The organism is Rhizobium freirei PRF 81 (assembly GCF_000359745.1).
Lineage (GTDB): Bacteria > Pseudomonadota > Alphaproteobacteria > Rhizobiales > Rhizobiaceae > Rhizobium > Rhizobium freirei.
This window is the reverse complement of record NZ_AQHN01000090.1, coordinates 42,852-59,962: the sequence shown is the minus strand read 5'-3', so window position 1 is coordinate 59,962 and position 17,111 is coordinate 42,852. Positions and strand designations below refer to the sequence as shown.

Sequence of the window (17,111 nt, the reverse complement as noted above, 5' to 3'; positions counted from 1 at the left end):
AGGGGAAAATGGTCCAGGCTCCGATCACCGTGCCGGAATGCCTGCAAGTGGGAACAGCGCGTGACGATCTATCTGCCGATCGCAGAACTGTCGGTGAATATCCTCATTATTCTCGGCATGGGCGCAGCCGTAGGGTTCCTCTCCGGCATGTTCGGCGTCGGCGGCGGCTTCCTCATCACGCCGCTCCTCATCTTCTACAACATTCCCCCGGTGGTCGCCGTTGCTACGGGTTCCAACCAAGTCGTCGCCTCCTCGGTATCAGGAGCGCTCACGCATTTTCGCCGCGGCTCGCTCGACCTGAAACTGGGCATGATCCTGCTTGCCGGCGGCCTGGCGGGCGCCACATTCGGCCTCTGGCTGTTCGTGCTGTTGCGCCGGCTCGGGCAGATCGACCTGATCATCTCCTTGATCTACGTGCTTTTGCTCGGCACGGTGGGAACGCTCATGCTCTGGGAAAGCGTGCGGGCGATGCGCAGAGCCGCGGGCAAGCTGCCGCCGGCAACGGGCAAGTTGCGTCATCACAACTGGGTGCAGCGCCTGCCGCTGAAGCTTCGCTTCAAGAAATCCAAACTCTATCTGAGCGCCATTCCGGTCATCGGCCTCGGCTTTTTCGTCGGGATGCTGACGCCGATGGGTATCGGCGGCGGCTTCATCCTCGTGCCGGCCATGATCTACCTGCTGCGCGTTCCGACGAACGTCGTCGTCGGCACCTCACTGTTTCAGGTCATTTTCGTCACCGCCTTCACTACCATCGTGCAGGCGGCGACCAACTATTCCGTCGATATCATCCTGGCCTTCCTGCTGATGGTGGCAGGCGTCGTCGGCGCGCAATACGGCGTTCGTGTGGGCCAGAAGCTGCGCGGCGAGCAGCTCCGCGCCCTGCTCGGCCTCCTGGTCCTTGCCGTCGGGCTCCGCCTGGCGATCGCGCTCGTGATTACGCCTGCGGACGTCTACTCGGTCATCATGGAAGGGGTCAGCCGATGAGAAGTCTCGGACTGCTCTTCGCCGCGACAGTCCTGCTTGCACCGCTCGCCGCACAAGCGCAGGTGCTGCTCGATCAGCCGACAACCTCGACGACGGCACGCGAGACGATGGAAATCGGCACCTCGACCAGCGAGATCGCCATCACCTCCGACTTCACCGGCGCCGATCTGACGATTTTCGGCGCTCTTTCCAACACCGACCAGCTGCTTCTGGCGATCGGCCAGTATGACATCGTCGTCGTGCTGGAGGGACCGCGCGAGAATGCGACGGTACGCAGGAAGGAGCGTGTCTTCGGCATCTGGGTCAATACCCGCTCGATGACGTTCGAGCATGTGCCGCAAGCCTATTCGCTATCGAGCACACGCGCCGTCGACAACATTACCGCGCCGCTGGAACTCAGCGACCGCGGCATTGGCGTCGACCATATTCCCCTCACCCCGGTCGGCTTCGTCGGCAATGTCGGCGATGTTCCGGAATTCCGGCAGGCCTTCCGGCGGCTGCAGGCGTCAGGCGGGCTTTACGAGAGCGATCCGGCCGGCGTGCGCTTCGTCAGCTCCTCGCTCTTCAAGGCGACGCTCAGGATCCCGGCCGACGTGCCGAACGGCGTACACACCGTTCGCGCCTATCTCTTCAAGAGCGGCAAGTTCATCGGCGAAAAGGCATTGCCGCTGCGCGTCATCAAGACCGGCATCGAGCAGATGATCACGGATGCGGCACATCAGCAGCCGATCGCCTATGGCGTGTTTTCCGTATTGCTGGCCTTGGTCACGGGTTGGGGCGCCAGCTTCATGTTCCGGAAAAACTGATCAGCTTTCCTTGCGGCGATCGACGACTTCGAGATAGGCTTCGGTCAATCGGCCGAGCACGGAGGGCGTGCCCGGCGGCAGCACCTTGCCGAGATGCTTGGCGCGCAGCTCTTCCATGAAATCTTCCCAGAGTTTCGCACCGCCGTTCTCCAGCAGTTCGGCCCGGATCGACAATTCTTCCGATACCGCCAGATGCTTGCGGCCCCAGGCGCCCATTTGGGCGAAGAGCGGCACAAGGTCGATCGCCATTTCGGTCAGGCTGTAAACCGCCTTCTGCTTGTGAGTGGGATCGTCCGCGCGAGTCAGCAGACCGCGCTCGACCAGCCGCTTCAGGCGGTCAGCAAGGATATTGGACGCGATCCCTTCCTCGGAATTCTGCAGCAGCTCACGAAAGTGCCGACGATTGCCGAACATAATGTCCCTGATGACGATCAGGCTCCAGCGATCCCCGAGAATTTCCAGCGTCAGATTGATCGGGCAGCCGGAACGATGCGATGCGTCCATAATGATCTCCAAAAACTGCTTGCATTTTGCCATCAGTGCAGCCAGCGATCAACCGATTGCTTTTAGTAACCAGTTTCACTTATGAAACAGTTTGCCACGGAGGAAATGATGAGAAAGCTTGTTGTCTGGAATCTCATGACGCTTGACGGCTATTTCGAGGGAACCAAGCCCTGGGACCTCGGATTTCACATGCTCGCCTGGGGCGACGAACTGGAGAGCTATTCCACCGAGCTCGGCAAGGAAGGCGATCTGCTGATCTTTGGCCGCAAGACCTATGAAGGCATGGCCGCCTACTGGCCGACCGCGACGGAAACGCCCGACATCGCCGCCTATATGAACGGAATCGCCAAGATCGCCGCGTCGCGGACGCTCGACAAGGCGGGTTGGAACAATACCCGCGTCGTCGGCGACATTGTCGCTGAAGTGAAGAAGCTGAAGGAAGAACCCGGCAAGACCATGTTCGTCTTCGGCAGTGCTGAGGTGGCGGATATCCTGCTCAAGGTAGGTCTGGTGGATGAGATCCGCATCTGCCTCGTTCCTGTCGTGCTCGGCGGCGGCAATCCGCTTTTCAAGCCGGCGACGGAACAGCGGCCGATGAAGCTGCTCGAATCCAAAGCTCTGAAGACCGGTGCGGTAGTCCTGCGCTACGAGCCCGCGAACGCGGCTTAGAAAGTTTCCGCATTCCGGACGGAAAACCGCTGCGCACTTTTCCTGGAATTGCTCTAAGCCGAGAGATTGCCGAAGCGTACGGAATAGATGCGGTCGCGGCCGAGCAGGTGGGCGATCAGGCTTTCCCGCTCGAAGAGGCCCGCCATGGCCTTGTGGCGAAGATCGAGGCCGCCGGTCATCACGCCGAAGGCCGGCATTAGCAGGCGGGCGCCATCCGTTGCAAAGCACGGGCGGCGCACCGATTTGTCACGACGCCGAACGGTAGCGGAGGGATGCAGATGGCCGGCGATTTCGCCGGCCTGCCGGCCTGCCTTCGGTTCGTGGCGGAAGGTTAGCCCGCCATAATGCATCTTGTCGACGGAATGGCCGGGCAGGTCGACGGTGCCATCCGGATCATGATTGCCGTTGATCCAGATCCATTCGCGGCCACGGGCCATATTGACGATCAGGCTGCGAAACTCGTCCGGCAGATGCTGCGAACCGACGCGATCATGAAAATTGTCGCCGAGCGACACCACAAGTTTCGGATCGTAGCGGGCGATGACGGCGGAAAGAACGGTCAGCGTCGCCAGCGTATCGTAGGGCGGCAGCAGCATGCCGCGGCGAGCGAAGGCCGCCCCCTTTTCCAGGTGCAGGTCGGAGACGACGAGAATGCCAGCGTCCGGCAGATAGAGCGCGCCGAGCGGGTCGCAGACCGCGGCGACGCCATGAACGACGGTCTCGACGCCCGGCGCTGACGTCGCGCCGTTCCCTTGACCATTCATATCTCGCGCTAGCGCCAGGCGGTTCATCACCTTAACAATCTACCTTCGTCGTTTGCTTCACAGCATCCCTATTCCATCGCTTCGCGGATCAAGTCGTCGGCCGCTTCCGCAAGCAGGACATCGTGAGCCTCACCCGGCACCGGCACCTTGCCGATTTCCAGCATCACCGGCACGGCAAGCGGGGAAATATGATCCAGCGCGCGATGGGTGATATGGCCCTTGATTCGCTTCAGCATATCCGCAAGTCGGCCAATATCCAAAAGCCCGGTCGCCGCATCCTGCCTTGTCGCCTGCAGCAGGATGTGATCCGGCTCGTGGCTGCGCAGCACGTCATAGATCAGATCGGCCGAGACCGTCACCTGCCGGCCGGTTTTTTCCTTGCCCGGATGGCGACGCTCGATCAAACCTGCAATGACGGCGCAATTGCGGAAGGTGCGCTTCAGCAGGAAGGATTCGTCGAGCCATGCCTCGAGATCGTCGCCGAGCATGTCCTCGTCGAAGAGGTCGGAAAGGCTGAGGCGACGGTTGGCAATCATCAGCCCCATATCTTCCAGGCCCCAGATGCCGAGCGAATAATCGGTCGCGACGAAGCCCATGGGCTTGGCGCCGGCGCGCTCCAGTCTTCTAGTGAGCAGCATGCCGAGCGTCTGGTGCGCCAGCCTCCCCTCGAAAGGATAGGCGACCATGTAGGCGCGGCTGCCGCGCGGAAAAGTCTCGATGAGAAACTCGTCGCGCTTCGGCAACAACGACTTTTCCTTCTGGATCTCCAACCAGTCGCGCACCTGATCCGGCAGGCGATGGCGACGGTCGGGATCGGCAATCATCGCCCGCACCTGATCGGCGAGATAGGTGGAGAGCGGAAACTTGCCGCCGGCATAGGAAGGGATTTTCGGGTCCAACGAGAATGCCTGCGAGGCCAGGCACTCGCTCTCGCGGATGCCTTCGAAGCGCAGCACCTTGCCGGAAAAGAGAAAGGTATCGCCGGGCGCAAGCTGCTCGACGAAATACTCCTCGACCTTGCCGAGCGGCGCCCCGCCCCTTCCGAGCGAGCCGAGCGCATTGCGCTTCACGAGGCGGATATTCAGCATCGCCTCTTCGACGATGGTGCCGAGGTTCAGGCGATATTGCTGGGCGACCTGCGGATTGGAGACGCGCCAGCGCCCCTCCGCCGTCTTGCGGATGCGGGCATAGCGCTCGTAGGTCCTGAGCGCATAGCCGCCGGTGGCGACGAAATCGACGATACGTTCGAAGGTCTCCCACGGAAGCTCGGCATAGGGAGCGGCGCTCTGCACCTCGTCATAGAGTTCGAGCATGTCGAAGGGCTCGGCGCAAGCCATGCCGAGAATGTGCTGGGCGAGAACGTCGAGCGCGCCGGCGCCGATCGGCGGCGTATCCTGTGCGCCGATATAATTGGCATCGAGTGCTGCCTGGCATTCCATGACCTCGAAGCGATTGGCCGGCACGAGGATCGCCTTCGACGGTTCGTCCATGCGGTGATTGGCGCGGCCGATGCGCTGGGCAAGCCGGCTTGCGCCCTTCGGCGCGCCGACATGGATGACGAGATCGACATCGCCCCAGTCGATGCCGAGATCGAGCGTCGAGGTGGCGACGACGGCGCGCAACCGGTTTTCCGCCATGGCCGCTTCCACCTTGCGGCGCTGGCCGACATCGAGCGAGCCGTGGTGCAGGGCGATCGGCAAGTTATCGTCATTGGCCGACCACAGCTCCTGAAACAGCATTTCGGCCTGCGAGCGCGTGTTGACGAAGAGCAACGTCGTGCGGTGCGCTTTCAGCTCGCGATAGATATCCGGGATCGCATATTTGGCGGAATGGCCGGACCAGGGGATGCGCTCTTCCGTCGACAGGATCGAGATATCGGGCTTGGCGCCGCCCTCGACGATGACGAGGCCGGCATGGCGTTTCGCCCCCTGCTTCTGCGCCGCCAGCCATTTCTGCAGATCCATCGGGTCGGCGACGGTCGCTGACAAGCCGATAGTCTGAACGCGGGGCGCCAGCTTGCGGATGCGGGCAAGACCGAGCGACAGCATATGGCCGCGCTTGGAGGTGACGAGCGAATGCAGCTCGTCGAAGACGATGTATTTCAGATCCTTGAAGAAGCGCTCGGCTTCGCGATTGGCGAGCAGCAGCGCCACCTGCTCCGGCGTCGTCAGCAGGATATCGGGCGGATTGAGCTTCTGCCGCTGGCGCTTACCGCTCGGCGTATCACCGGTGCGGTTCTCGACTGATACGGGCAGGCCCATTTCGGAAACGGGCTTCATCAGGTTGCGCTCGATATCGACGGCGAGCGCCTTCAGCGGCGAGATGTAGAGCGTGTGGATGCCGGTGAAGGCCGAACCGGGCGGGATCTTGCCGCGCCGGGTGAGATCGGTGAGCGACGGCAGGAAGCCTGCAAGCGTCTTGCCGGCGCCGGTGGGTGCAATCAGCAGCGTGCTTTCGCCGGCCTCGGCGCGAGCAAGCAGTTCGAGCTGATGGGCGCGCGGCTGCCAGCCCTTTTCCGCAAACCAGCGGGTGAAGGGGAGAGGCAGTGCAAGAGAGTGCTCCGGGTCGATCTGGTCCACCGTGCAAATGTAATGAATATATGGCGGATGAGAAATCGGAGATTTTGATCGACCCATTCGGATTGGTCTCAATCCCGCCGCTCGAGACAATCCTGCTTCTACAATTTACGTCTAAGCAGAGGCTATGGCTTTTTACTTCGGCCCTTCAAGTAAGCGGAACCAATCTTTCACAGTCAGCTTTAGTCGATCAACCTCATCCTCAGCCAGAAGACCGCAATGAGCGATAGGGCCACGTAAATTGTTGAGGGAATACATGACGCGACCAAGCGCTTTCTGATTGCTGAGAATTCCTCCGAACAGATCCCAATTATTGCGAATAATGTCTCCAAGCTGGCCAAAGGAGATATAGTCAAGCTCGTTATCTGAGCGGCTTGTGAAGCCAGCATCTCTTTCCCGCTGCTGGTTAGCTTTACATTCTTCCTTGGCGCTATTCGGTGACTGCGTATCCCACCAATCTACACCGTGGGCCTCTATCAGCGTATCGTCGATCAATTTTCGTATATCGTTCTCAAGCATGTAGAATAATTTATAGTATTCCGCCATTTTATTGGCGTTCATTCGGACTTCTTGAGAGAATTGCTCGAGAGCTGAGTTAATAGACGTCCGATCAAGTACGACACCTATATTATTTTCTTCTGTGCGAATACCAACTTCATCCACAGCAATTTTCAGTGACGCGCATTTTAATACAAATAACTCGACCTGCTCCTCAACATTCATCGCATCAAGTTCTCTCTTATGCTGCGAAAAATGGCATTGAGCACTTTTAGGTCGGATGTTTCAGGAAGCACGATGTTGATGTTGTATGCGAGGCGAATATCTCCGCTCGAATTCGACACCATACTGACTCCTGCGTTCACACCATCAAATTCCTCAGCGCCGTTGCCGGATATTACGTCATCTCTTTCCGAACCGGGACCTACAAACGACCTTATGGCCTTGAACGTCGCGATTATCGCTTTCACGACAGGGTCGGATGGGCTGAGACCAGTTATTTCCACCACTATGTCGCGCAACTTGGCATCATCAACTGTGTGCGCCCATTCGCTGCGCTTGAATATTTCCGGAAATGCTGAACGAAGGCCCTGTGTAGCTGCGGCGCTTTTGCCACCCTCAGTTCGGAATTTCGCATATAGTTCAGTTGGCACACCTTCACTTGTTAAAAAGCCCATTTTTTTGAGTATTGGGATGGTGGCTCTGGCGCCTCCCCCGCTAAGTTTCAGCACATGCTCCAGAAAATCAGCATTGAATTTGTCTGGGCGCGACGCGGGTATGATGCCGTCAAGCGCTTTTTTCAGAGTTCCACTTGCCGTTAAGTAAGGCAAATTACCCGGAATCTTGCGCTGGACGGCGCTTGCCGTACTCTGTGCAGAGTTGCCGTTCTCTACATCCGTATTAACTTCAACTGTATTGGGTTTTTTTACCATATCTGCCTCTCATAAAAGAAACATGCTCTTGTTATTTTCTTTTTGCAAGGCAAGGTTGATTTAATGCACAAGCTGTCCGCAACTGTAATCGCTTTGGACGCCGCCCGAATTTGATCGGGCCACTACGCTGGCTAAACAAATAGACTTGGCGATGCGCTCAAGCAGCACTGGTCTACAGCGATTGTACACGGCATTAGATGTTTGAAATTGATAGAGGTAGCTTCTGCCGTAGCATCCTCATGGACAAGCCCGGGGGGACAAGCAAGTCCCTTTCTAGGGAGCTCACTCGCCTGTGAGGACTTCTTCTAAATCTACTACTTTCTCCCCTCTTGACTCTTCAAGTAATCACGGATAAAAAATATCCATGATTAGAAAGGCAGTGAGATGAAGCTCGGAGACGGCGTCGAACAATCCATCCATTGCGTTGGCATGCTGGCGGGCCTGTCGGATGGCGGAGTGCTTTCGGCAGCAGCGCTTGCCGAATTTCACGGCGTCTCGGTCAGCTATCTTCTGAAGCATCTGCAGGCGCTTTCGGGCGCCGGCATTCTCGATACCGTGCCGGGGCCGAAAGGTGGCTACCGGCTGGCGCGCAAGCCGGAGGACATCAGCCTGCTCGATATCGTGTTGGCGGCGGAAGGGCCAGCGCCCGCCTTCAGATGCGCCGAAATCCGCCAGCGCGGCCCCAACCCGCTGGAAGGGCGCTATTTCGCCAAGCCATGCGGCATCAACGCCGCCATGCTGGCTGCCGAACGCGTTTACCGGGCCGAACTGGCCAAGACGAGCATCGCCGACGTGCTGACCGATCTTAGGCAGACGGACACGGATGGTGGAATAGCCGCGAGAGGCTGCGCCTTTCTCGAGCTGCATGAACGCAAGACCAAAAGCTGAACCCTAAGACCTGAACCCAAGGAGAAGACCATGCATCCTCGTTTCAACTTCGCCAAAGCTTCACCCGACTCCTACAAGGCCGTCGTCGCGCTGGAGAATTTCGTTCAGAGCAGCGGCCTCGAGCGCCGCTTCATTCATCTGATCAAGCTTCGCGCCTCGCAGATCAATGGCTGCGCCTATTGTGTCGACATGCATGTGAAGGAAGCCCGGCACGACGGCCTCAGCGAACAGTGGATCAACCTGATGTGCGTCTGGTGGGAATCGCCTGTCTATGACGATCGCGAACGCGCCCTGCTGCGCTGGGTCGACTCGGTGACCAAGATCGCCCAGACCGGCATACCGGATTCCGACTACGAGCCGCTGAAGCAGCATTTCAGCGAAGAGGAGATCGTCAAGATTACCGTCGCGATCGCCACGATCAATGTCTGGAACCGCCTTGCCGTCGGCTTCCGTTCGCAGCATCCGGTCGATGCGGCAAACAAGGCCGCTTGAGCCTGGTTTCTCTGAGTATGCCGTGTGCCTGAATGCTCCCTTGAGCTGCGTCATCCTCGGGCTTGACCCGAGGATGACGGAGTTTGGAGTTGGCAACGAGGCCTAAGAGAGTCTGGGCGATGACTGCCTTTGATACCCCAAAACGAAAAACGCGGGGCCGAAGCCCCGCGTCATTCATTGGCTCTCTCGTGCTCGGCATGCCAAGCATGAAAGCTATCAGGCAGCTTCCGACGCGAAGCCAGCCGTCGGAACTTCCGAGATGGTCTTCAAAACCTGCGAAGCGATCTGGTAGGGGCAGCCCTGAGAGTTCGGACGACGATCTTCGAGGTAGCCCTTGTAATCGTTCTTGATGAACGAGTGCGGAACGCGGATCGAGGCGCCGCGGTCGGCAACGCCGTAGCTGAACTTGTTCCACGGAGCCGTTTCATGCTTGCCGGTCAGGCGCATGTGGTTATCCGGGCCGTAGACCGCAATGTGGTCGTGCAGGTTCTTGTCGAACTGAGCCATGAGCGCTTCGAAATAGGCCTTGCCGCCAACTTCGCGCATGAACTTGGTCGAGAAGTTGCAATGCATGCCCGAGCCGTTCCAGTCGGTGTCGCCGAGCGGCTTGCAATGGAACTCGATGTCGATGCCGTACTTTTCGCATAGACGCAGCAGCAGGTAGCGCGCCATCCAGATCTGGTCGGCGGCCTTCTTGGAGCCCTTGCCGAAAATCTGGAATTCCCACTGGCCCTTGGCCACTTCGGCGTTGATGCCTTCGTGGTTGATGCCTGCTTCGAGGCAAAGGTCGAGGTGCTCTTCAACGATTTCGCGAGCGACATCGCCGACGTTCTTGTAGCCGACGCCGGTGTAGTACGGGCCTTGCGGAGCCGGGTAGCCGGATTCCGGGAAGCCGAGCGGACGGCCGTCCTTGTAGAAGAAGTATTCCTGCTCGAAGCCAAACCAAGCGTCTTCGTCGTCGAGGATGGTCGCGCGGCTGTTGGATTCATGCGGCGTGACGCCATCCGGCATCATGACTTCGCACATGACGAGCGCGCCGTTGGTGCGGGCCGGGTCCGGATAGATGGCGACGGGCTTCAGCACGCAATCGGAGCTGCGGCCTTCGGCCTGCATCGTCGACGAACCGTCGAAGCCCCAAAGCGGAAGCTGCTCAAGCGTCGGAAATGCGTCGAATTCCTTGATCTGCGTTTTGCCGCGCAGGTTCGGTACTGGGGTGTACCCATCGAGCCAGATGTACTCGAGCTTATATTTCGTCATTACGCACCTCATAACAGTTAATCAGGCAAAGCAGGAAACTCACCCGGCGCGGCCGCCGGAAAATCCCTCGCCACGAACGGCTGCCAAGAAAGAAGCATTTGCCGTGCCAGATTGCACGGACACGCGGCTCTCTAGGTGAGTTTTTTATGATTCGGTCGTTTTCAGGCGGGATTTCTGGGTGCCAACCGTCGGATTCTTTTCAAATCGCAGGTGCCATTCCGGCCGAGTTGACAAGATGTCGCAGGCTCGCGAGTCTTGGAATGGATTGGAAAACCGTCAGATCAAAGAAACGGCATCAATCTTGCGATCGTAAAATTGCCTATAATTTCATCATTCAGCATTTTTTTTAAGCGGAATGGTGATATTCGCCTCGGGCTTTGCTATATATCAGCTGTCTCTTCAAGCGCGCCCGCTTGAAAACCAAAAGGGAGAGACGGCGAATGGCAATCAGTGCTCGACATGAAACGGCAAAGATCTATCAGTTTCCGGTCACGGCCCGTGCTACGGCTGCGAGCCAGCAGCGTCCGAAGGTCAACCTTACGCCTGACATCGGTCCGAGCATCGCAACGGCCGCCTTCGACAGCTGGTATCATGAAGCCGCGATCACCGACACGGATCCTAGCCGCCAGCAGTAAGGCCCCCGCCAATCACAAGGCCTACTTACAAGGCGATGTAGCGATCCGAGCGATGGTTGATCGCGACAAAGAGATTGAGCGCGATTGCGCCGATCACCGAGCAGATGACCACCGTCGGCGTGGTCACCGCGAAAGCGACAGCGAGTACGCAGAGGTCGATCGCGAGCTGCACCAGCCCCGCCCTGATACCGAAACGTTCCTGCAGATAAATTCCCAGAATGCCGACGCCGCCGAGGCTGGCGCGATGACGATAGAGCGCAAGCAGCCCAAAGCCGAGTAGGATGCCGCCGAGGACCCCTGACCAGAGCGCATTGATATGTGCGATATCGAACAGGAGCGGCTGCAGGTTGGAAAGCAATGATGTCAGCGCAATGGCGATGAAGGTCTTGATGGTAAAGGCGGGACCGAGCTGCTTCAGCGATAGATAGAAGAACGGCAGATTGACCACGAAGAAGGCCAGACCGAAGTTCACGCCGATCGCATAATGCAGCAGGAAGGCGATGCCGGCGGTGCTACCGGTCAAAAGCCCCGCGCTTGAAAGGCAGAACAGCCCAAGCGACGAAATCAGGCTTCCGGAAATGATGCCCTGAACGTCCTCGGCCCATGAATGCCGGGTCGCGGATGTGTTCCAGACGCCCAAAGCGCTCTTCGCGTTTGCCATGTGCTTACCCTCATGTTTCCGAGGCTTTCTGCTGAAAGCTCAGGCGACAATCAAGCGAAAATACGTAAGCAATGCTGACCTATTTCAAATTCGCAAGATTCGAATAATCAGGCCGATTTGCGGGTAATGAACAGAATGCCATGGACCGGTTTTCCGCCATCCATGCGAATGACGCTGCGAGCGAGATCCTGCACGGCAAAGCCGTGATCGGCCAATATCTCCCGCACATAGGCTTCCGAGTGTGCGAAGCGCAGGGAATCGCGCAGTACATAGCCTTCTGCCTGTTGCTGCGCATCCTCGATCGAAAAGGCAAAAACGGCGCCATCAGCCGAAAGCTCGCGAACGATCACCATCACATCTTGCAGATTGCCGAGATACATCAGCACGTCGGCGGCCGTGATCAGGTCCGCACGACCTGTAGCAAACCCTGCATCGAAAACGCCCGACAGATCCGGTTCCACCGACAAATCGGCCTGACCGAGATGGTCGTAGACATTCTTGTCCGCCGCCTTAGCGAGCATGCCCTTCGACAGGTCGTAACCTTCGAGCCGGTCGACCCTCGCACGTATTTCCGGCCCAAGCAGGCCTGTACCGCAACCGAGATCGACGGCGAGACGGAAATGCTTGGGGATATCGGCAGTCTCGGCAATCAGCGCCGCAAGCTTGCCGGGCACGCTATAAGAGAGTTTTTCGACGAGCGAGGTTTCGAAGCGGTCGGCATAGTCGTCGAACAGCCGCTCGACATAGAGGCTCGGCGGCCGATCGGGCATGTCAGCGCCGCCCAGAACCGCAAGCTTGAGACGTGCGCCGAAGACGTCTCCGGCATCAAGCGCCAACACCTCGTTCAACGCAGCGATCGCGCCTGGCGTATCGCCGGCCTTCTCGCGATAGGTCGCAAGCGTGAACCAGCCCGCCGCCCAGCGCGGCACCAGCTCCAGCGCCTGCTCCATCAGTTCGGCGGCGCTCTGCGGCTCTCCGCTTTCGGCGAGCATCTTCGCATAGTCGGCGCGGCGGTCGGCAATGACATCGCCGGAGGAAAGCTGGCTTGGCAGCATGGGTTTCATCCTGTTTGACTCTCGCCTTTGAACTCGGCCATAAAAAAACTCAAGTCCTATTTCAGGCAGGCGCAGAGCACTTCCGCTTTTCTTCGAATCGCGAAAGCGCTTTACCTTGTTTCTTTCCGCATTCTGGACGGAAAACCGCTGCGCATTTTTCCTGGAAGTGCTTCAGTTTGGGGTGCCCGCCCGGCAAAAATGCTTGCGAGTCGCGTGCCCCGGTCCTATCTGAACAGCCACCGACCGCCATCATGGAGACGTCAGCATGTCCGATCAGGTGAACCGATTCCTTGGCGACTCGCCCGGTCGCACGCTTGTGAAGCTCGCCATCGTGTCGCTCGTCGTCGGCTTCGTGATGAAATTCTTCGGCTGGCGGCCGCTCGATTTCTTCTATGGCGTCCGCCGCTTCCTGCTCGACCTCTGGCACAGCGGCTTTGCTGCGCTCGGCGAGTTCGGCGATTATGTGCTGATCGGCGCAACCATCGTCATTCCCATCTTCATCATCCTCCGCCTGTTCAACTATCGCAGCTGACATGACCTCCCAGACACTGAACTACACGCGCCGCGATACGCTGCGCCTCGCCGCCCTTGCGCTCACCGCATCCGTCGCAAGCTGTGCGACGCCGCCCGCCCGCGTTTCCAAAACGCCTGCCAGCGACCAGACAGCCTCCGCCCTGCCGCTCGTCAATGCGCTGCGAACCAAGAACGGCCTGCCGCCGCTGAAGATCGATACCGCCGCCGGTGCCGCCGCCGTCTATCAGGCGCGCCGCATGGCGGATGCAGGCAAGATGGAACACCTGATCGGCATCGGCGACGATTTCGGCAAGCGGGTCAAGGCGAGCGGCGTCAAGCTGCCGGCGGCCGAGAACATCGCCGAGGGTCAGCACGACGTGAATGCCGCAGTGACGGCTTGGATCAATTCGCCGAAGCATTTGCACAACATGCTCGGCAAATATGACGGGCTCGGCGTCGCTCTTGCCTATGCTCCCTCTTCCGGCGGCAGGCCCTATTGGTCCATGGTGCTTTCCTCGATCTGAGGAGGCGCAAGGTAAAATGGATGTCCAGCAGGGAAGCGGGAGGGTTCTGCCCTTCGACGTGACGCATCGGCTCGTGCTGTCGATCGCGCTTCCGATGACGCTCGGCTTCATGACGACGCCTTTGCTCGGCCTCACCGGGACGGCAGTCGTCGGCCAGCTCGGCCAGCCCGATGCGCTGGCGGGACTTGCAATCGGCGCGGTGCTCTTCGACCTCCTCTTTGCCAGCTTCAACTTCCTGCGCGCCTCGACGACGGGCCTCACCGCCCAGGCCTATGGCCGTCATGACCGGCACGAACAGCAAGCCGTCTTCTGGCGGGCGCTGATATCGGCGCTCACCTGCGGCATCCTGATTGTCGTCCTTTCGCCTCTGCTGCTCTGGCTCGGCATCAAGCTGATGGGGCCGGAAGGCGGCGTCGCCGATGCGACCCGCACCTATTTCTCCATCCGTATGCTCTCGGGGCCGGCCGCACTTGCCAATTACGCGCTGCTCGGCTTCGTGCTCGGCCGCGGCCAGGGCCGCATCGGGCTCTTGCTGCAGACTGTTATCAACGGCGTCAACATCTCGCTCGCCATCCTGCTTGGGCTCTATCTTGGCTGGGGTGTTGCAGGCGTTGCATGGGGCACGCTGATCGGCGAGGCGAGCGGCATGCTGCTCGGGCTTCTCATCGTGCTGCGCAGCTTTGCCGGCGAGGAACGGCCGCCCCGCGTGGAACTGCTTTCGCGTGCCAAGCTCAAGCAACTCTTCGCACTCAACCGCGATATCCTGATCCGCACCTTCGTGCTTATCGGCGCCTTCACGCTGATGACGCGGATCGGCAACAGCTTCGGCGCCATCACCCTTGCGGCAAATGCCGTGCTGATGAACTTCTTCCTGCTGTCGAGCTACTATCTCGATGGGCTGGCCAATGCAGCCGAACAGATCACCGGCCGGTCGATCGGCGCCAATTATCGCCCAGCCTTCGATCGGGGACTGAAACTGACAGCCTTCTGGTCCTTCGGGCTGGCGCTCGCCGCGGCCATGCTTTTCTTTACAGCCGGGCCGGCGCTGATCCGCCTGCTGACGACCTCACAGGAGGTTCGCGTTGCAGCCGGGACCTACCTGCCCTGGGCAGCGATCACGGGCCTGACCGGCGCCCTCGCCTTCCTGATGGATGGCGTTTTCATCGGCGCCACATGGTCGCGCGAGATGCGCAACAAGATGCTGCTCTCCTTCGGCGGCTATCTCCTGGCGCTTGCCGTCTTCGTGCCGACGCTCGGCAATCATGGCCTGTGGATGGCCATGAACGCCTTCCTGCTGTTCCGCGGCATCTTCCTGGCCATGGGCCTGAAGAAGCGCGCAGATCAGACGTTCCGGTTCGCCCAGTAGTCCAGCCTGGTATCGCGCAGGTCGCGGATCGAGCCGGCACGCTCGCGGTCGAGCAGTTTCGACAGGCCAGCTATGATCTGCCCCGGCAAACCCGGGCCTTCGTACGCCATGCAGGAATAGAGCTGCACGAGATCGGCGCCGGCCTTGATCTTCTCCAGCGCCGTTTCGGCCGAGGACACGCCGCCGACACCAATGATTGGCAGCGCGGCCCCGACGCGGCGGCGCATCTTTGCGAGCACTACAGTCGATTTTTCAAAGACCGGCTTGCCGGAAAGACCACCCGCCTCTTTCGCCTGCCGTTGATCCTTCAACCCGTCGCGGGAAAGCGTCGTGTTGGAGATGATCAAACCATCCAGCGCGTGCGAAAGCACTTCCGCGGCGATATCGTCCATGCCCTCCTCGGTCAGATCCGGTGCGATCTTGAGGAAGACGGGAATGCGTTTGCCGGCCTTGGCCGCTTCCTCATCGCGAGCGGCAAGCACGGCCGACAACAGGGCCGATAGGCTTTCGCGCGCCTGCAGATCGCGCAGGCCGGGCGTGTTCGGCGAGGAAATATTGGCGGTGAAATAGCGCGCCACGGAATAGAAGCGGCGGATACCGGCGACGTAATCGGCGATACGGTCGGTGCTATCCTTGTTGGCGCCGATATTGACACCGATGATGCCGCTGCCGCGAATGGCCTTGAGCCGCTGGAAGGCGGCTTCATGGCCTTCGTTATTGAAGCCGAGGCGGTTGATGACGCCTTCGTCCTCTACCAGGCGGAAGATGCGCGGGCGCGGATTGCCTGATTGTGCCTTCGGCGTCACCGTGCCGATCTCCGTGAAGCCGAAGCCGAGCTTCAAGAGCGCCTCCGGCACTTCGGCATTCTTGTCATAACCGGCCGCCATGCCGATGGGATTGGCAAAGTCGAGCCCCGCCACGGTCTGGCGCAGGCGAGGATCGGGGTTGATGCGGCAGGCGGGCACGAGGCCGGACTTCAGCGCTGCAATAGACACACCATGCGCGGTTTCCGGCTCAAGCAGGAAGAAACCCCGGCGTCCGATATGGCGAAACGCGCCGATCATTCGGCCATCTCCGGAAAGATATGCGCGCCATCGTCACCAATTGGCAGCGGCTTTTCCCAGAGCACGGCCGAGAGCGCCAGCGGCGCATAAAGATGCGGGAAGAGATCGCCGCCACGCGAGGGCTCGAAGACCAGCTGGTCGCCGAGCACATCGCCGTCGATCGCCACCAGCAGGAGGCCCGTCTGTCCTGCGAAATAGAGTTCTGCGGTTTTCTTTGCCTGCTTCGCGGTGGAGAAATGAATGAAACCATCCGTCAGATCGATTGGCGCGCCATGAAAAACGCCGCTTTGTCTGGCTTGCTGCCAGAGCGTGTCCGGCACGATCTTGTAAACCACTGGCATGGCGGTCATCATCCCTATGTAAACTTGTCCTGTTAGGGCTTTGCACGAAAACATCGGCTGATGTCCACGGTTTCCGTGGTGGATTTAAGTTTTAACGTAGAAAATCCGGAGGATGACATGACGAGGGAACTGAAAATCGGCCTTGCAGCCATGCTTATGCCCACTGCTTTTCTTCTCGCCACACCGGCCGTTGCCGCTGAACCGGATACGGCACGCTTCCAGCTTGAGCGCAGCGGCGATCATTTCGTCCGCCTCGACCGGAAGACGGGTGCGATGTCCATATGTCAGGATCAGGGTGGCAACCTCGTCTGCCGCATGGCGGCTGACGAACGCAGCGCCTATGACGACGAACTCGACCGCCTGTCCGATCGCGTGACGAAGCTGGAAAAGACCGTCGCCTCGAACAAGGGATCGAACCTGCCCGATGATGCCGAGGTCGACCGCACGCTCGGCATCATGCAGAAATTCATGCGCGGCTTCATGGGCATGGCGAAGGAGTTCCAGAACGAGGAACCCAACACCAAGCCGCTGCCGCAGAAGACCTGAAGCCGGCAAGAGTGCAAGGCGGAAAGCACGGGGATA

Annotated in this window: 20 protein-coding genes; 10 read left to right on the top strand and 10 right to left on the bottom strand. The window is 59.5% G+C overall.

The window, feature by feature from the left end:
- Positions 1-60: 60 nt before the first annotated feature.
- Together RHSP_RS30900 and RHSP_RS30895 are read left to right on the top strand one after the other, a co-directional pair.
- A complete protein-coding gene (locus RHSP_RS30900; protein ID WP_037155636.1) occupies positions 61-984 on the top strand; it encodes a sulfite exporter TauE/SafE family protein in 924 nt (307 codons plus the stop codon).
- Positions 981-1,790 carry a TIGR02186 family protein gene (locus RHSP_RS30895; protein ID WP_037155633.1) on the top strand — a complete coding sequence of 270 codons (810 nt, stop codon included), beginning with the start codon at positions 981-983 and terminating at the stop codon, positions 1,788-1,790. Before RHSP_RS30900 ends, RHSP_RS30895 begins: the two co-directional genes overlap by 4 nt.
- Here RHSP_RS30895 and RHSP_RS30890 read toward each other — a convergent pair whose 3' ends face one another.
- Positions 1,791-2,294, bottom strand: coding sequence for a winged helix-turn-helix transcriptional regulator (locus RHSP_RS30890; RefSeq protein ID WP_037155630.1), 504 nt, complete (start codon positions 2,292-2,294; stop codon positions 1,791-1,793). It lies immediately after the preceding gene.
- A gap of 108 nt (positions 2,295-2,402) precedes the next feature.
- Here RHSP_RS30890 and RHSP_RS30885 point away from each other — a divergent pair, with 108 nt between their 5' ends.
- Entirely contained in the window at positions 2,403-2,963 is a 561-nt protein-coding gene (locus RHSP_RS30885; protein WP_004128453.1) for a dihydrofolate reductase family protein, read from the top strand.
- Between the two features lie 53 nt (positions 2,964-3,016).
- Here the strand turns inward: RHSP_RS30885 and pdeM are convergent, their stop codons facing one another.
- From pdeM to RHSP_RS30865, 4 genes are all read right to left on the bottom strand, one after another.
- Positions 3,017-3,754, bottom strand: a complete 738-nt coding sequence (gene pdeM, locus RHSP_RS30880) for a ligase-associated DNA damage response endonuclease PdeM (protein WP_004128451.1) — start codon at positions 3,752-3,754, stop codon at positions 3,017-3,019.
- A gap of 41 nt (positions 3,755-3,795) precedes the next feature.
- Complete coding sequence (locus RHSP_RS30875; protein WP_037155693.1) at positions 3,796-6,306, bottom strand: ligase-associated DNA damage response DEXH box helicase; 2,511 nt, start codon at positions 6,304-6,306, stop codon at positions 3,796-3,798.
- A gap of 132 nt (positions 6,307-6,438) precedes the next feature.
- Positions 6,439-7,026 (bottom strand): Swt1 family HEPN domain-containing protein, encoded by a 588-nt coding sequence (locus RHSP_RS30870; RefSeq protein WP_004128448.1) that lies wholly within the window; start codon positions 7,024-7,026, stop codon positions 6,439-6,441.
- Complete coding sequence (locus RHSP_RS30865) at positions 7,023-7,733, bottom strand: DUF5343 domain-containing protein (RefSeq protein ID WP_004128444.1); 711 nt, start codon at positions 7,731-7,733, stop codon at positions 7,023-7,025. The genes RHSP_RS30870 and RHSP_RS30865 overlap by 4 nt, the downstream gene beginning before the upstream one ends.
- 384 nt (positions 7,734-8,117) lie before the next feature.
- Between RHSP_RS30865 and RHSP_RS30860 the strand changes: the two genes are divergently transcribed.
- Both RHSP_RS30860 and RHSP_RS30855 read left to right on the top strand, forming a co-directional pair.
- A complete protein-coding gene (locus tag RHSP_RS30860) occupies positions 8,118-8,621 on the top strand; it encodes an RrF2 family transcriptional regulator (protein ID WP_004128441.1) in 504 nt (167 codons plus the stop codon).
- Positions 8,622-8,651: 30 nt separating this feature from the next.
- Positions 8,652-9,113, top strand: coding sequence for a carboxymuconolactone decarboxylase family protein (locus tag RHSP_RS30855; RefSeq protein ID WP_004128438.1), 462 nt, complete (start codon positions 8,652-8,654; stop codon positions 9,111-9,113).
- A 216-nt stretch (positions 9,114-9,329) separates the two neighbouring features.
- Here the strand turns inward: RHSP_RS30855 and RHSP_RS30850 are convergent, their stop codons facing one another.
- Complete coding sequence (locus tag RHSP_RS30850) at positions 9,330-10,370, bottom strand: glutamine synthetase beta-grasp domain-containing protein (RefSeq protein ID WP_004128435.1); 1,041 nt, start codon at positions 10,368-10,370, stop codon at positions 9,330-9,332.
- Between the two features lie 440 nt (positions 10,371-10,810).
- Between RHSP_RS30850 and RHSP_RS30845 the strand changes: the two genes are divergently transcribed.
- Positions 10,811-11,005, top strand: a complete 195-nt coding sequence (locus RHSP_RS30845) for a DUF2735 domain-containing protein (protein WP_037155625.1) — start codon at positions 10,811-10,813, stop codon at positions 11,003-11,005.
- Between the two features lie 25 nt (positions 11,006-11,030).
- Here the strand turns inward: RHSP_RS30845 and RHSP_RS30840 are convergent, their stop codons facing one another.
- Complete coding sequence (locus RHSP_RS30840; RefSeq protein WP_004128433.1) at positions 11,031-11,666, bottom strand: YitT family protein; 636 nt, start codon at positions 11,664-11,666, stop codon at positions 11,031-11,033.
- A 107-nt stretch (positions 11,667-11,773) separates the two neighbouring features.
- On the bottom strand, positions 11,774-12,721 hold the full coding sequence (locus RHSP_RS30835) for a class I SAM-dependent methyltransferase (RefSeq protein ID WP_037155622.1): 948 nt from the start codon (positions 12,719-12,721) through the stop codon (positions 11,774-11,776).
- A 265-nt stretch (positions 12,722-12,986) separates the two neighbouring features.
- On the opposite strand from RHSP_RS30835, the gene RHSP_RS30830 reads away from it, so the two are divergent.
- From RHSP_RS30830 to RHSP_RS30820, 3 genes are read left to right on the top strand one after another with little or no spacing between them, the layout of a single operon-like run.
- Positions 12,987-13,253 carry a DUF6460 domain-containing protein gene (locus tag RHSP_RS30830; protein ID WP_004128426.1) on the top strand — a complete coding sequence of 89 codons (267 nt, stop codon included), beginning with the start codon at positions 12,987-12,989 and terminating at the stop codon, positions 13,251-13,253.
- Between the two features lies 1 nt (position 13,254).
- The gene (locus RHSP_RS30825; RefSeq protein ID WP_004128424.1) at positions 13,255-13,758 is read left to right on the top strand and encodes a CAP domain-containing protein; all 504 of its coding nucleotides are present in this window, start codon (positions 13,255-13,257) and stop codon (positions 13,756-13,758) included.
- 16 nt (positions 13,759-13,774) lie between these two features.
- Positions 13,775-15,124, top strand: a complete 1,350-nt coding sequence (locus tag RHSP_RS30820) for an MATE family efflux transporter (protein ID WP_037155619.1) — start codon at positions 13,775-13,777, stop codon at positions 15,122-15,124.
- Here RHSP_RS30820 and RHSP_RS30815 read toward each other — a convergent pair.
- A complete protein-coding gene (locus RHSP_RS30815; RefSeq protein WP_004128420.1) occupies positions 15,100-16,188 on the bottom strand; it encodes a quinone-dependent dihydroorotate dehydrogenase in 1,089 nt (362 codons plus the stop codon). The two genes, RHSP_RS30820 and RHSP_RS30815, sit on opposite strands and share 25 nt — an antisense overlap.
- Positions 16,185-16,541: a DUF952 domain-containing protein gene (locus tag RHSP_RS30810; protein ID WP_004128417.1), complete on the bottom strand. Its 357-nt coding sequence runs from the start codon at positions 16,539-16,541 to the stop codon at positions 16,185-16,187. The genes RHSP_RS30815 and RHSP_RS30810 overlap by 4 nt, the downstream gene beginning before the upstream one ends.
- A 105-nt stretch (positions 16,542-16,646) precedes the next feature.
- Between RHSP_RS30810 and RHSP_RS30805 the strand changes: the two genes are divergently transcribed.
- Positions 16,647-17,075, top strand: coding sequence for a hypothetical protein (locus RHSP_RS30805; protein ID WP_004128414.1), 429 nt, complete (start codon positions 16,647-16,649; stop codon positions 17,073-17,075).
- The last annotated feature ends 36 nt before the right edge of the window (positions 17,076-17,111 follow it).